13 protein-coding genes are annotated in these 15,369 nt (G+C 31.2%); 7 read left to right on the forward strand and 6 right to left on the reverse strand.

The window, feature by feature from the left end; translation table 11 throughout:
* Positions 1-17: 17 nt before the first annotated feature.
* Positions 18-644: an NUDIX hydrolase gene (locus ACQY6M_RS02025; protein ID WP_428743048.1), complete on the reverse strand. Its 627-nt coding sequence runs from the start codon at positions 642-644 to the stop codon at positions 18-20.
* 104 nt (positions 645-748) lie between these two features.
* On the opposite strand from ACQY6M_RS02025, the gene ACQY6M_RS02030 reads away from it, so the two are divergent.
* A complete protein-coding gene (locus ACQY6M_RS02030) occupies positions 749-1,045 on the forward strand; it encodes a hypothetical protein (RefSeq protein WP_428743047.1) in 297 nt (98 codons plus the stop codon).
* 70 nt (positions 1,046-1,115) lie between these two features.
* On the opposite strand, the gene ACQY6M_RS02035 is transcribed toward ACQY6M_RS02030, so the two are convergent.
* A complete protein-coding gene (locus ACQY6M_RS02035) occupies positions 1,116-3,686 on the reverse strand; it encodes an endonuclease (protein WP_428743046.1) in 2,571 nt (856 codons plus the stop codon).
* Positions 3,687-3,857: 171 nt separating this feature from the next.
* On the opposite strand from ACQY6M_RS02035, the gene pheT reads away from it, so the two are divergent.
* From pheT to ACQY6M_RS02050, 3 genes are all read left to right on the forward strand, one after another.
* Positions 3,858-6,284: a phenylalanine--tRNA ligase subunit beta gene (gene pheT / locus ACQY6M_RS02040; RefSeq protein ID WP_428743045.1), complete on the forward strand. Its 2,427-nt coding sequence runs from the start codon at positions 3,858-3,860 to the stop codon at positions 6,282-6,284.
* Between the two features lie 110 nt (positions 6,285-6,394).
* Entirely contained in the window at positions 6,395-7,429 is a 1,035-nt protein-coding gene (locus ACQY6M_RS02045) for a quinone-dependent dihydroorotate dehydrogenase (protein WP_428743044.1), read from the forward strand.
* A gap of 3 nt (positions 7,430-7,432) precedes the next feature.
* Positions 7,433-8,047 carry a LysE family translocator gene (locus ACQY6M_RS02050; RefSeq protein ID WP_428743043.1) on the forward strand — a complete coding sequence of 205 codons (615 nt, stop codon included), beginning with the start codon at positions 7,433-7,435 and terminating at the stop codon, positions 8,045-8,047.
* Between the two features lie 6 nt (positions 8,048-8,053).
* On the opposite strand, the gene ACQY6M_RS02055 is transcribed toward ACQY6M_RS02050, so the two are convergent.
* Together ACQY6M_RS02055 and ACQY6M_RS02060 are read right to left on the reverse strand one after the other, a co-directional pair.
* On the reverse strand, positions 8,054-8,584 hold the full coding sequence (locus ACQY6M_RS02055) for a YfiT family bacillithiol transferase (RefSeq protein WP_428743042.1): 531 nt from the start codon (positions 8,582-8,584) through the stop codon (positions 8,054-8,056).
* Positions 8,584-9,270: a tetratricopeptide repeat protein gene (locus ACQY6M_RS02060; RefSeq protein WP_428743041.1), complete on the reverse strand. Its 687-nt coding sequence runs from the start codon at positions 9,268-9,270 to the stop codon at positions 8,584-8,586. Before ACQY6M_RS02060 ends, ACQY6M_RS02055 begins: the two co-directional genes overlap by 1 nt.
* Positions 9,271-9,498: 228 nt before the next feature.
* On the opposite strand from ACQY6M_RS02060, the gene lon reads away from it, so the two are divergent.
* Positions 9,499-11,955, forward strand: coding sequence for an endopeptidase La (gene lon / locus ACQY6M_RS02065; RefSeq protein ID WP_428743040.1), 2,457 nt, complete (start codon positions 9,499-9,501; stop codon positions 11,953-11,955).
* 48 nt (positions 11,956-12,003) lie between these two features.
* Here lon and ACQY6M_RS02070 read toward each other — a convergent pair whose 3' ends face one another.
* A complete protein-coding gene (locus ACQY6M_RS02070; protein ID WP_428743039.1) occupies positions 12,004-12,180 on the reverse strand; it encodes a hypothetical protein in 177 nt (58 codons plus the stop codon).
* Between the two features lie 480 nt (positions 12,181-12,660).
* Here ACQY6M_RS02070 and ACQY6M_RS02075 point away from each other — a divergent pair, with 480 nt between their 5' ends.
* Entirely contained in the window at positions 12,661-12,843 is a 183-nt protein-coding gene (locus tag ACQY6M_RS02075) for a hypothetical protein (RefSeq protein WP_428743038.1), read from the forward strand.
* A 27-nt stretch (positions 12,844-12,870) separates the two neighbouring features.
* Here ACQY6M_RS02075 and ACQY6M_RS02080 read toward each other — a convergent pair whose 3' ends face one another.
* Entirely contained in the window at positions 12,871-14,562 is a 1,692-nt protein-coding gene (locus ACQY6M_RS02080; protein WP_428744904.1) for a helix-turn-helix domain-containing protein, read from the reverse strand.
* 325 nt (positions 14,563-14,887) lie between these two features.
* Here ACQY6M_RS02080 and ACQY6M_RS02085 point away from each other — a divergent pair, with 325 nt between their 5' ends.
* A complete protein-coding gene (locus tag ACQY6M_RS02085; protein WP_428743036.1) occupies positions 14,888-15,322 on the forward strand; it encodes a hypothetical protein in 435 nt (144 codons plus the stop codon).
* Positions 15,323-15,369: the final 47 nt, after the last annotated feature.

Genomic DNA, 15,369 nt, shown 5'->3' on the forward strand with positions numbered 1-15,369 from the left:
AGAAAAATAGAATAAAACTATTTAAACAAATCTTTAATTTCAGAGAGCATCATAGCTGTAGCGCCCCAAACGATGTAATCATTTAATTTAAAGCAAGGTACCTCAATGTTTTTCATATAAGAAGTTTCCATTTCTACTGAAGCTACATTTGAGTCGTCTAATAAATCAGCTAATAAAACTTCAATGATGCCAGCAACTTCGTCATTAGGGGTGAATAATGGAGTCTTACTAGAAACTCCAATAAAAGGAGCTACTAAAAAGTTACTAGGTGGTATGTAAGCATTTGAAGTTTGCCTAATAATTTGTATAGTTTCAGAAGCTATTCCAACTTCTTCATAGGTTTCTCGTAAAGCAGTAGTTTGTAAATTATTATCTGAATGGTCAAATTTACCACCTGGAAAACTGATTTGTGATGAATGAGCTCCATTGTAACTCGCTCGTTCTGTAAGTAAAAAACGAGTTTGATTATTACTGTCAGGGTAAAATAATGCTAAAACAGCTGCTTTTTTTGGTTGTTTACTTTTAATAAGTTCTTCTGAAAAACGAGCACGTAGTTTTGGAGCGAGCTTAAATTGTGATGTTAAACCACCCAATTGCTTTTTTTGTAATTTTTCTATTTGATTGATGAAATCAGAAAAAATCATTTGTTTTTTAGTATTTTAGAACAAACATATTAATTTACAAAACAAAATGTATATGTTCTGGCTTGAATTTTGATTTGTGAATTATAGAATTAATTTCAATGTAAATGAACAGAGAAAAAAAGTATCAAAAATTAGTATTGAGTTTGTTGTTTGATGTCATAGGATATGTATCGTACCTAATTCCGGGTATTGGAGAGTTGTCAGATATTGTATGGGCGCCAGCATCAGCATATATAATGACTAAAATGTATAAAGGGAACAAAGGTAAAATTGCAGGGGTTATAGCTTTTATAGAAGAAGCAATGCCAGGGTTGGATATGGTACCTACATTTACTTTAATGTGGTTGTATGCCTATGTGTTTTCATCCTCTAAAGAAGTTAAAAAAACAATAGAAGTTTAAATACTTTTCAATATATTAAAACAAAAAAGGCTACCAAAATGGTAGCCTTTTTGTGTCTTTGTAGGAAAAATTATTTTTTAATAATTTTTTTAGTAAACGATTTTTGACCATCATTTACCTCAAGGATATAGATTCCTTTATTTAAGTTAGCAATATTAATATTGTTATGAGTCACTTTTCCATTCAATACTTGTTGTCCTGTAAAACTTGTAATTCTAAAAGTAGCATTTCTGTCATCTGCCAATTGAATTTTTACTATATCTGCTGTAGGATTTGGCGAAACACTTGCGCTAAAAATAGGAGCTTCGTTTTCCAATTTTCCATCTATAGTAACGGTGTTATTCTCTAATCCTTTTGCACTACTACCAATATTAACTGTGTAATCTTCAACTTCACCATAAGAGAAAGTTTCACAAGCTGATGGAGCAGCATTCCACTTCATAGAAACACGCATTCTTGTCGTTCCTGATAAAGCAGAAGTAGGCACAGAAAAAGTATATGATAAGTTTCCTGAACTAGAAGAGGAACCACTTACAACTTCTTCTGAAGATTCAAAAGTTCCGTTTTTATTGAAATCAATCCATACTTTCCAATATTCTGTGTAAGAAGAACTAGCAAAACCAGCACTTACAACAATAGTATTATTTCCATAAGGAAGATTTGCTGTAAGAGAGGTAAAGTCACCATATCCACCATTAGCCCCTGTCGCATTTGAAACTCCTCCAATAACAACGTTATCTATCCATTCATAATTTGTATTATTTCCTTTAGAGCTACAGTAAGAAACGGTATTTGTTAAAGTTGTTACATTTACAGTGTTGCTTGCTGAAGAAATATTATTAGCAGCATCTTTGGCTTTTACAGAAAAAGTATAGTTTGTAGCAGCTGTTAAACCGCTAACTGAATAGTTTGTAGTAGTTACAGTTGCTATTACAGAACTACCTTGAAATACGTCATATCCAGTTACTTCAATGTTATCTGTAGCTGCTGTCCAAGTTAGACTAACCGAAGTTTGTGTAATATTAGAAGCAGCAACATTGGTAGGTGTAGATGGAGCTGTAGTATCTGGAGTAGAAGTTCCACCATCAATGTTGTGGTTTCCCAAGCCACTAAAGGTATCATTAGCTAAAGTATTCCATTCAGAAGTTGTATAATTACTGTTAGGAGAATTAATAGAAGATTTTCTTTGTAAAGTTACATCTTGAGCAAACGTAGATGAGCTATTAGGATTACCAATTAGATCAATTAATTTACTCCCTTTAAATAATCCTACAGCATCATTTCCGTTAAAAGAAAGTACTCCAGTATCAGTTCTATCTGCTTTGTTAAGTATTGTACTAGAAGCACTACTATTAGCAATTACGTATACATTACCATTAGCTAATTGACCACTTAAAGTAAGTGTATTTGTCCATCCACCGCCATTAGCAGCTTTCTTTAAAGAATATCCAGATAAGTCTACAGAACCTCCAGTAAAATTAGCTATTTCTATAGCTTTATTATTTGAAGAACCTTCTACATATTCAGAAATTAATAAATCTGTAGCAGTTCCATTTCCACCACCAGAACTTGGTTGAGTTGTTATAGAAACAGTATTACTTGCAGCAGATTCATTACCAGCAGCATCTTTAGCTTTTATTGAAAAAGTATAGTTTGTAGCAGCCGTTAAACCTGTAACATTATAAGAAGTACTTGTTACTGTAGTAACTTTAGTAGTGCCTTTATATATATCGTAACCTGTAACACCAATATTGTCTGTTGAAGCATTCCATGTTAAATCAACAGAAGTTTGTGTAACATTTGAAGCAGCTAAGTTAGTGGGAGCAGAAGGAGCTTGTGTATCTGAGCTGCTTCCTCCACCAAATAAATCTTCAGCTTGTGGACCTCCCCAAATTTCAGTAGCAAAAGCAGGATTATCAATAAATGGATTACGATTTCCTTGAAGGTTTTCAAGAATAGGGTTACGTTGTTTTTCAAAATCAGAAACAGGATCGTCAACATTCCATTGAATGAATAAGGTAAGCATGTTAGTATCTGAAGCCATTGTAGAACCTGTACCAACACCTGTAGGCAAACATTGACTGCCGTAACGTAAATACATGTACATCATCATACGAGCAACGTCTCCTTTCCATTCATCACCAGGGTACCATCCATTTGCAACATCACCAGCATTTCCTGAACCTGTAGCAAATTTTTTACTACTTCTTTGTGAATTGAAAGAGATATCAGCAGCTCTTAAATGGTGAGCATCAGCACCAGGACCAGAAGTTCCTAAGTTCGGATTTCCTAAGGATTTTGCATATACATGCTCTCTGTTCCATTGTGTGCCAGCTGTACCACCATTAGCATCTTTATCTCTTGTTCTATCTGTTACGTAATTACCATCAGTATCACTATATCCATATATTAATAGCACTTTATTAGGATTGTTAGGATCTAAATCTGTTTGTTTTAGAGCATCCCAAATACCAGGAGTATATGATAGGTTAGTAGTGTGAGTATTGATAATTTTTGTAGCTAGCTCGTTTTTCAACGCAGTGCCAGTTAAATTCAAATTCACATCGTTGTAATAAGAAGGAATTTGTGAAAATACTGATAACGAAGTTATCAATATAAAGAAGGGTAATAATTTTTTCATGTAAATGAACTTGTGTTAAAATTTTGTTAATACGCTACAAATCAACAAAAAAAAGTAAATATAGAAGGTTACCAAAATGTTAACATTCAATATCGTAGAAGCTATAAGAAACAAGATGATATTTTTTCCTTTATTTTACGTAAATTTGCAGGCTAAATTTAGAGATTGATTATGAAGATATCATACAATTGGTTACGACAATTTTTACAAACAGACTGGGAAGCTGAAAAAACAGGAGAATTATTGACAGACTTAGGTCTTGAAGTAGAAGGTATAGAAACTGTTGAAAGTATTAAAGGAAGTTTAAAAGGAGTTGTTGTAGGAGAAGTAAAAACTTGTGTAAAACACCCAAATGCTGATAAGTTAAAAGTTACAACTGTTGATTTAGGAGATGGTAATCCAGTGCAAATTGTATGTGGAGCACCTAATGTTGATGCAGGACAAAAAGTACCTGTAGCAACTGTTGGTACCATGTTGTATGATGAGAAAGGTGAAGGATTTAAAATTAAAAAAGGAAAAATAAGAGGAGAAGAAAGCCATGGAATGATTTGTGCCGAAGACGAATTAGGTTTAGGTAAAGGTCATGATGGAATTATGGTGTTAGATGAAAGTTTAGCTCCAGGAACTCCTTGTTCAGAAGTTTTTAATATTGAAACTGACTACGTATTTGAAATCGGTTTAACACCGAACCGTGCGGATGCGATGAGTCATTTTGGTGTATCTCGTGACTTACGTGCAGGTTTAATTCAACAAGGAACGAATATAGAGTTGATCTCTCCATCGGTATCAAATTTTCATGTAGACGAGCGTACACATAAAATTGATATTGAAATTGAAGATAAAGATTTAGTGCCCCGTTATTGTGGTATTACGATTACAGATGTTGAAGTAAAAGAATCTCCTGAGTGGATTCAAAATAAATTAAAAGCAATTGGGTTAACCCCTAAAAATAATATTGTAGACATTACTAACTACGTATTGCATGAGTTAGGACAACCATTACACGCTTTTGATGCTTCTAAAATTAGAGGAGGTAAAGTGGTAGTGAAAACCTTAGAAGAAGGAACAAAGTTCACTACGTTAGATGATGTAGAAAGAGAATTATCTTCTGAAGATATCATGATTTGTGATGCTGATAGCAAGCCGTTATGTATTGGTGGTGTTTTTGGAGGAGCAAACTCTGGAGTAACTGAAAGTACACATACTATCTTTTTAGAAAGCGCATATTTCAACCCTGTTTCTATTCGTAAAACAGCAAAGCGCCACGCGTTAAATACTGACGCATCTTTCCGTTTTGAAAGAGGAATCGACATCAATTTAACTAAGTATGCTTTAAAGCGTGCAGCGTTGTTGATAGAAGAATATGCAAATGGGAAAATGTCTTCAGATATTTTAGACTTTTATCCAGTTAAGGTTGAAGACTTTGAGGTATTCTTATCATTCGAAAATGCTTACAAATTAATAGGTCAAGAAATTCCAAAAGAAACCATTAAAAAGATTTTAGCTTCATTAGATATTAAAATTAATAGTGTTACCGAAGCTGGTTTAGGATTGGTAGTACCTTCATATCGTGTAGATGTACAACGTGAAGCAGATATTATTGAGGAGATTTTACGTGTGTATGGTTATAACAATATAGAGTTCTCTCATAAGCTAAACACTTCAATTTCTTTTGATAACGATAAAGAAGTTAAAGTTGAAAATATTGTAGCGGATCAGTTGTCATCACTTGGTTTCAACGAAACTATGGCAAACTCATTAACAAAGGCAGATTATATTGACTTGTCTGAGAGTTTGAATCCTGAGCACAATGTAGAGATGCTAAATCCGCTGAGTAACGATTTAAAAGTGATGCGTCAGTCGTTATTATTTAGTGGTTTAGAGTCAGTAGCTTATAACATCAACAGAAAACAAAATTCGTTAAAGTTTTATGAGTTTGGAAAAACCTATCACAAATACGAAAGCGGATATCAAGAAGATAAACATTTAACGCTGTTTGTTACAGGAAATAGAACTCCAGATAGTTGGAGAGTAGCAACTCAAGCATCAGATTTCTTTTATTTGAAAGGAGTTGTAACAACATTGTTAAGTCGCTTAGGAATTGATAATTTAAAAACAACACCAACTAAATCAGATGTATTCTCAGAAGGAATTACACTAAGTTTAGGAAAAACGAAATTGGTTGAATTGGGTGTAGTGAAGAGAGCTATTTTAAAAGAGTTTTCTATTAAGCAAGAAGTATTGTTTGCTGATTTAAATTGGCAAAATATCTTAGATTTAGTAGGGAAGAAGAAGATTAAAGTAACTGATTTACCTAAGTTCCCAGCAGTTAAGCGTGATTTAGCATTGTTGTTAGATAATAAGATAGAGTTCAAAGATATTTACAATTTAGCATTTCAATCAGAAAGAAAACTGTTGAAAGAAGTAGATTTGTTTGATGTGTATGAGGGAGATAAATTACCAGAGGGTAAAAAATCATATGCAGTTAGTTTTGTATTGCAAGATGAAAACAAAACGTTAGAAGACAAACAAATAGACAAAATAATGCAGAAATTACAGCAAACATTCGAAAAGAATTTTGAAGCTGTATTAAGATAATTCAGAAGCTCCATTTTTGGAGCTTTTTTTATATTTTTAAATAAAAAACACAAGAATATCACCTCAAACGTAGTCGAGAAGTCATAATTAAAACAAACCAACATAAACTGATGTACAAATTACTTATTCGCCCAATTTTCTTCCTTTTTGATCCGGAAAAGATTCATCACTTTACATTTTCATTGGTAAAGTTCTTATCAAAAATACCTGGAGTTCCATCTATTTTTAGAGGAATGTATCAAGTAAATGATAAAAAATTGGAGCGTAACTTATTTGGATTGACTTTTAAAAATCCAGTAGGATTAGCTGCAGGATTTGATAAAAATGCAGTTTTATACAACGAGTTAGCAGATTTTGGTTTTGGTTTTGTTGAGATTGGTACGGTAACACCAAAAGGACAAGTAGGAAATCCTAAAAAACGTTTATTTCGTTTGAAAGATGATAGAGGAATCATCAACCGAATGGGATTTAATAATGAAGGGTTAGCAGCAGCTGTTGAGCAATTAAAAAAGAACAAAGGAAAAATAATTATTGGGGGAAACATTGGTAAAAACACCAATACAGCTCCTGAAAATTATACGGAAGATTATGTTACTTGCTTTAAAGGATTACATCCGTATGTAGATTATTTTGTACTAAATGTAAGCTGTCCAAATGTATCTAGCCATGCAAAATTAGAAGACGCTGATTATTTGAAGGAATTGATCACTGAAGTTCAGAAATTAAATAATGCAGAAGCACAGCAAAAACCAATCTTGTTAAAAATAGCTCCAGATTTAAATAACCAACAATTAGATGAAATTATTGAATTGGTTGCAGAAACCAAAATTGATGGAGTAATAGCATCGAATACTTCAGTAAATAGAGAAGGTTTAAAGACTTCTAAGCAACGTTTGGAAGAAATTGGTAATGGAGGTTTAAGTGGACAACCAGTTAAAGAGAGAAGTACAAGAGTGATTCAGTATTTAGCAGATAACTCTAACAAAGCATTTCCAATTATAGGAGTAGGAGGCATCCATTCTGAAAAGGATGCTTTAGAAAAGCTGAAAGCTGGGGCAGATCTTGTACAAATTTATACAGGATTTATTTACGAAGGACCTAGTTTGGTAAAAAGAATCAATAAAGCTATTTTAGCTGAAAGTTAATTTATGCTAGAAACCCTCATTTCTTTTGTGTTCGCTACGACTACTTTAGCTATTTCACCTGGTCCTGATAATATTTTTGTATTAACACAAAGTATTGTTAATGGAAAAAAATATGGATTAGCTACTGTTGGCGGTTTAATGACAGGATGTATAATTCATACTACTTTGGTGGCTTTTGGAGTTTCTGAAATCATTAAACAAAATCCAAATTTGTTTTTTATCATTAAGTTATTTGGAGCAGGATACTTACTGTATTTAGCCTATCAAGTATATAAAAGCGATGCTAAAATTGCATTTTCTACTGAGAATGTTCAGAAAAAATCAACCTTACAATTATATAAAAGAGGATTTTGGATGAATGTGTTAAATCCGAAGGTGACTATCTTCTTTTTAGCTTTTTTTCCACAGTTTTTGTTCTCTGACACCTTGTCAAATGTCATACAGTTTTATGTACTAGGAGGCTTGTTTATATTAAGCTCATTTATCATCTTTTCTTCAATAGCTATCTTAGCAGGAAAGATATCGGAGTATTTAAAACAACACGATAAAGTAGGAGTATACCTAAAATGGGCACAAATAGTGGTTTTTATAGGTATCGCGATGCTTATTTTACTCTAAGAATGTTTAGTTCCAGTTCTTTCTGATTAACAATTGCTCAATATGTGCATAATGGTGGTTGCAATGCCAAGCATAAATACCAATATTATCTTTTAATCTCACATCTTCATTCCCATCTGGGTGAATAAAATGTTTGTTTAAATCTTCTTCTGTTAAACCTTTTAAGAAATAAACCCATTTAGCATGTAATGCCTTTAGTGCATCTAACGAAAGTTGAATTGGAGCTGTTTTAGAATCGAATAACTCTGCCCAACGGTCTTCAAAATACCCTTTAATAACAGGCTTATCTTCAGTGAGTGTCCATTTAAAACGAGTATAAGAATTATGATGACTATCAGCACAGTGATGTATCACTTGTCTAATAGTCCACCCGTCTTTTCTATATGGGGTATCTAATTGTTCTTCAGATAGGTTGTTAACAAGTCTCTTTAATTTTTCAGGAAAAAGCTCTAGGGTAGTAATCCACTCAGTAATTAATTCAGAAGATATTTCAGTAGGAATACTAGGTTTTCCAATAGGGTATTTTAATTTGTTCATTATTCTTCATCTTTAGAAGTAAGTTTCTCTAAAGCACGTTTAGAACTTCTATTTTCAGGGTTTATTGTTAATGCTTTTTTATAATATTCAATAGCATTTGCTGTATCTTTCATTCTAGCATAAGCGTCACCTGTACTATCGTAAGTATTAGAGCTATTTGGGTACAATTCGATATTAATCTTAAAAACGTTAATAGCATTTTTATATTCTTTATTTCTAAGGTACATATATCCCAAATCATTTAGGTTTTTTTCTCTAATTACAGGAGTTAAACTATCTTTTTCTTTAATAGCTTTGTAACCTTTTAAAGCAGCCTCAAAATTACCTTCAGCTAAATATTCGCTAGGTAGTTTCTCACCTTTTTTTAGTTTTTCAAAAACATACTTTTCTCCCTCATGTTCACGCTTTTCAGCTAATTCTATATTGTTTTTATCTGAATTAAAAATCAATTTTTCATTTAGTTCACGAACGTAAAAGGTAGAATCATTAACTTTTAAAGGCTCTAAATCTTGATTACGCCATTTTAAGAGTAGTTTATCATCATCATTAAAAGTAACTTCTATAATTTCATCGGCATTAAAGTAATAACGTCCTGTTGCTTTCTCTATAAAATCTGCTGAATTTTTATTAGAAGTACAGCTGAAAATTAGTACAATAAAGGAAAGAAATAAGAGTTTGGTTTTCATTTTATGGCTAGTTTTTGTTAACAATGATACCTATATGACGACTGACAACAAAATTAGTTACAATTTAAGTTATTTATAATTTTCTTGGCATAACAATTGACTAATAGAATAGAGGGTAAGCATTAGTGTACGTTTATTTATTGTTTATCAATAGTTTACAGGGTTTATTTAGTGGGTGTTATTTTTTTATATGATAAATAATGCCACTATGACAGAATATATTAAGATATGAGCAAATCAAAAATAATTCATTTAGACAATTTGTCGCTTCAAGATGTTTTTAATGAAGATTCTGAGTTAATACCTTTATTAACACCAGAAGACGAAGAATTAATAAATCAAGAAAGTATTCCAGAAGAGTTACCAATTCTTCCATTACGTAATACTGTATTATTTCCGGGAGTTGTAATTCCAATTACAGCAGGAAGAGATAAATCTATTCAGTTAATTAAAGATGCTAACAAAGGAGATAAAGTAGTTGGAGTTGTAGCACAAAAAGATACCGAAATAGAAGATCCTACGATTGATGATATTTATCAAACAGGTGTAGTAGCGCAAATTTTACGCGTGTTAAAAATGCCTGATGGTAATACAACTGTTATTATTCAAGGGAAAAAGAGATTTGAAATTGAAGAGATAACGCAAGAAGAACCTTATTTAAAAGCTAAAGTTCATGAAGCTAAAGATGAGCGTGATATTGACGATCAAAAAGAGTTTGATGCAATTATTGACTCTATTAAGGAGTTAGCTTTAGAAGTTATTAAGGAGAATCCAATGCTTCCTTCTGAAGCGTCTTTTGCAATTAAAAACATTCAATCTAGCTCGTTTTTGGTGAATTTTATTTCATCAAATATGGAGTTGAGTGTAGCGCAAAAGCAAGTGTTGTTAGAAAAAGATAATTTAAAAGAGCGCGCGCTATTAACACTAAAAAATTTAGATAAAGAACTTCAAAAGCTACAATTGCGGAATGATATTCAATCTAAAACAAGATCTGATTTAGATAAGCAGCAACGTGAATATTATTTACATCAGCAGTTAAAAACTATTCAAGATGAATTAGGAGGAGTATCTCACGATCAAGAGTTAGATGAGATGCGTACTAAATCTCAATCTAAAAAATGGAATAAAGAGGTAGCTGAGACTTTCGACAAGGAATTAAATAGATTGAAGCGTATGAACCCTCAAATGGCAGAATATGGGGTGCAGCGTAACTATTTAGAATTGATGTTAGAGTTACCTTGGAACGAGTATTCTAAGGATAAGTTTGATTTAAAGAGAGCTCAGAAAATTCTAGATAGAGATCATTTTGGTTTAGAAAAAGTAAAGGAACGTATTATCGAACACTTAGCTGTTTTAAAGTTACGTGGAGATATGAAATCGCCTATTATTTGTTTATACGGACCTCCAGGTGTTGGTAAAACATCGTTAGGAAAATCGGTAGCAGAAGCATTAGGTCGTAAATATGTACGTATGTCATTAGGTGGTTTACGTGATGAAGCTGAAATACGTGGTCACCGTAAAACATATATTGGGGCAATGCCAGGGCGTTTAATTCAGAATATAAAAAAGGCAGGAACATCAAATCCAGTTTTTGTATTAGATGAAATTGACAAACTAGGACAAAGCCATCAAGGAGATCCTTCATCAGCAATGTTAGAAGTATTAGATCCAGAGCAAAATACGCACTTTTACGATAACTATTTAGAAGTAGGTTATGATCTTTCTAAAGTGTTATTTATTGCTACAGCTAACAATATTGGTGAAATTCCATGGGCTTTACGTGATCGTATGGAAATTATCAATGTATCTGGATACACTATTGAAGAAAAAGTTGAAATAGCTAAGAAGTACTTATTTCCTAAGCAGTTAAAAGAGCATGGATTATCGAGTGAACACTTAACTGTTGGTAAAAAGCAGATAGAAAAAATAGTTGAAGGTTATACACGTGAATCGGGAGTTCGTGGTTTAGAGAAACAAGTAGCGAAAGTGGTTCGTTTTGCAGCAAAATCTATCGCAATGGAAGAGGAGTATAATGTTGTTTTAACGAATGAAGATATCGAAAAGATTTTAGGCCCTGCTCGTTTAGAACGCGATAAGTATGAGAATAATGATGTTGCTGGTGTAGTTACTGGTTTAGCATGGACAAGTGTTGGTGGTGATATTTTATTTATTGAATCTATTTTATCCAAAGGAAAAGGAAATCTTTCTATTACAGGTAATTTAGGTACGGTTATGAAAGAATCTTCAACAATTGCGATGAAATATATTAAATCGAATGCTGAAGAGTTTGGTATTAATCCAGAAGTATTGGATAAATATGATGTACATATCCATGTACCAGAAGGAGCTACTCCAAAAGATGGACCAAGTGCAGGTATTACTATGTTAACTTCATTAGTGTCGGTTTTTACGCAACGTAAAGTAAAAAATAAACTGGCAATGACAGGTGAAATTACACTACGAGGAAAAGTACTACCAGTAGGAGGGATTAAAGAGAAAATATTAGCAGCAAAAAGAGCTAATATTAAAGAAATAATTCTTTGTGCTGATAATAGAAAGGATATAGAAGAAATTAAAGAAAGTTACTTAAAAGGATTACAGTTCCATTATGTAACAGATATGAGTGAGGTAATAGATATTGCACTTACTAAACAGAAAGTGAAGAATGCTAAGAAATTAGTTTAATATTTAATAAAGCCACTTATATTCAGATAAGTGGCTTTATTTTTTTGATTACTTCATCAACTCATCACCTGGAAGAACAAATGGTTGACACCAGCATGATACCATAGGAGGTATGCCTATACACACATATCTTGTATGGTCAGGACATTGTATTAAACCTCCATTAATTTCTCTTTGTTCTGTTTTGTTTAAAACGTTCCCTAAATTTGAAATTGACTTTAACATAATTTCTTGATTTTAGTTGTTAATAATTTTAATGATCAAAGTCCTTAGGAAGTTCTTCAACGTATTCTGCTTCACACCAGCACCCCAACCAGTTGCACTTTAGTACTTGACCTCTTGGACAAGTAATTTGGCCTCCATTAATAGTCCTTTGTTCTGATTTATTCAAAACGTTTCCTAAGTTTGAAATTGATTTTAACATGGTTAATTAATTTTAATTTTCCTTACTCTTATATATGCTTTTCAGGTTCCGCATTTTTTGAATTATTCCACACAAATATTGAGCATTTGATAGAAGAAAAGAAGAGATGGAAGTCATTATTTAAGAAAAAGGGTGGGATTATTTAAAAAAAATACCACTACAAAACCTAGTTTAAACAATTGGTAGTTAAGTGTTTATATTTGTTTTGTAAGGAGAGAAGAGTATATGTGAGCAAGTAGTAGGTAAAAAAGATAATTTTACCTAACTAAAAATTTAAACTTATGAAATATCTATCTATTGAGTCATTAAAGAAGTATAAATTAACTCGTGAAGAAAAATCTAAAATATTAGCAAAAGGAACAAGGCTAGATGGAGGACCTGATACAGATGGAGAAGAAAATTGCTTTCCAATAATCATAGATCCTATAACTATGTTACCTTATAAAAATCCACTATGTTTATAGTAAACCTAGTGTAATTTTAATGCAGATTTATAACTCCTTATTAATTTTTTCTATAAATTGATAAGGAGTTATTCCTGTATATTTCTTGAAAATACGAGTAAAAGATTTGGCATTTTTATATCCAGCAATTTCCGCTATGGCTTGAGTTGTATACGATCTAATCTTTTTATCATTTGTCAACAGTTTAGCTATATAATCAATACGTAACTCATTTGTATAGTCATTAAAACTCATTTTTTTATACTTTTTAATGACATTAGATAGGTAGGTTGTATTGGTGCCTATTTTCTTAGCGGCATTGTATAGGTTGAAATCCTCTTTTAAATAATAATGATTCTTCTCTATTTTAAATAAACCATCAATAATCTGTTGGTGTTGTTCGTCATTTATTTTTATTCTATTGGAGGTATTTAAATTGTATTCAGAGTTTGAGTGTTTAGCTAATAATTCGTCTAGTTTACTTTTTGCTTTATTCTTTTCTCTTTTATTTTTTATAATAAAAATACCCGCAACGATTAATGTTAGAACAAGAATTGAAATTAAAAGGGTATATAGATATGTCTGTTTATTTAGCTTATGAATTTTCTTTTTAAAGTCTGTTTCTTTATCAATTTTATATGCTTCTTTAAATTGTTGTCTTTCTTTGGTAGACATTTTACTATAAGCTTTTAAAAAGCTGTTCAAAAAGTAATTTGCGGAGTCAATTTTTTTCTGTTGAGAATAAATTTTCGATAAATAATTTAGGGTATTGATATAATTATAATCCAGTAAAGTATCTTTTTTTAGATTAAGAGCATGAAGAAAATGCTTTTTAGCTTTATCATAATCATTAGACATAAAATGATTATAGCCCGAATTGTAATTAGCCTTATATAGATATGATAGGGAATTCACTTTTTTAAAAAGAGTTAAACTTTTATCAAGATACATATTAGCATTACCATATTCTTTTTTTAAGCTGTAAGCTGTTCCTAAACTGTAATAAATCCTAGCAGTATAATAATCTTCATTATTCAAGTCTTTGTTTTTTAGTAACTTGTTATAATGAGTTAATGCAGAATCTATGAATTTATGATTTAAAGTGTCTTTTTTATATAAAGTCGTATAAATAGCTCCTAGATTTAATTCTGTCTTATACTTTTGAGTAAGATATTTGTTTCCTAGAACTTGTTTTTTTTCTTCCAAGAGAGCAAGTGTTTCCTTACCTTTTAAAAGAGCTTTTTCAAGCTCATCCATGTCTTGATATATTAACGCTATATTGCCTTTAATCTTAATTATTCGCTCAACATCATCAGATTGTAGCGCATAATTTTCCGCTTTTAAATAATGATCTAATGCAGGCTTGATTAAGTTTCTCCTTTTATTTGTATTTCCTAGCAAAATATATATATCAAAGAGCATGGAATAATTTTGCTTTGTTTCAGGAATGTTAAGCAGAGAGCTCTGAATAGTATTTTTGTAATAATTAATATCAACAGGTTGTTTTTCCCTCGTTTTAAGATACTCAATGGCTGCATATGCAAATGTCTTATAAGAAATGTTATCGCTTTGAGATAGTTTATCCATATAATATAAAGAGCTATCTATTCCTATTTTTCTATTCAAATAAAATTTGCTCTTAAAATTCTCAAGTTCAATACTGCTGTATTTGTTTGTTTGAGAAAAGCATACAGTGAGATTAAAAATAGTTAGAAAGAGAATTGAAAGTTGCTTTGGCATTATTTTTTGAGAGATTAAATTAATTTTAAAAGTAAGACATTTAAATGTATAAATTATTGACCTTAGTTTTTTATAAAAAAAGAAAGTTATTCTATTGGCATATAAGTGATTAAAGGTGTGAAAGAACATGAAACTTAATAGTAATAACTAGAGATATATCCAATCCTAATGAAGAAATAATAGAGTTTTTATGAATATTTTTTAATAAATGATTGTTTTTTAGATGTTTAAAATAAAAGATATTAACTAAATACTTTTTAGTTGTAAAAGACGTTGTTGTTTTAGTTATAATTAAAAACAATATCAAACTCAAACCCTTAAATTTATGAAAAAACTCCTTTTTGTAGCAGCACTTATGCTTTCAGCTGTATCGTATTCACAAATTGAATTTATTGAAACCACTAAAACTGAAGTTACTGGTAAAATTGAATATGTTTATTTAGAGAAAATAGGCAATGAAGCTTATAATTTCTATTATAAAAACATAAATGACCCGATACATGAATATGTTCACTTTTCGTTTAAAAACCTTGATAATGATATTGAAAAACTATATCAAATAATTGCTAAAGGATTTGAAGAAAGTCCAAGAGATCCTTATAAAATAAAAGCAAATGGAGAAGTAGTTTGGCTTAAATACACAAAAGAAGAAGGAGTTACGTTATTACAAATTCAGCAATATGTGAGTAGAGATCCAGATGTTATGACGGTTTCGAAATTACTTACATTTAATGATGTAAATAAGTTATTTAATAAATAATTACAATAAGTTAAGAATATAAAAAAGCAGCTTTAAAAGCTGCTTTT

Source organism: Tenacibaculum sp. (assembly GCF_050290165.1).
In the GTDB taxonomy this organism is placed as follows: domain Bacteria; phylum Bacteroidota; class Bacteroidia; order Flavobacteriales; family Flavobacteriaceae; genus Polaribacter.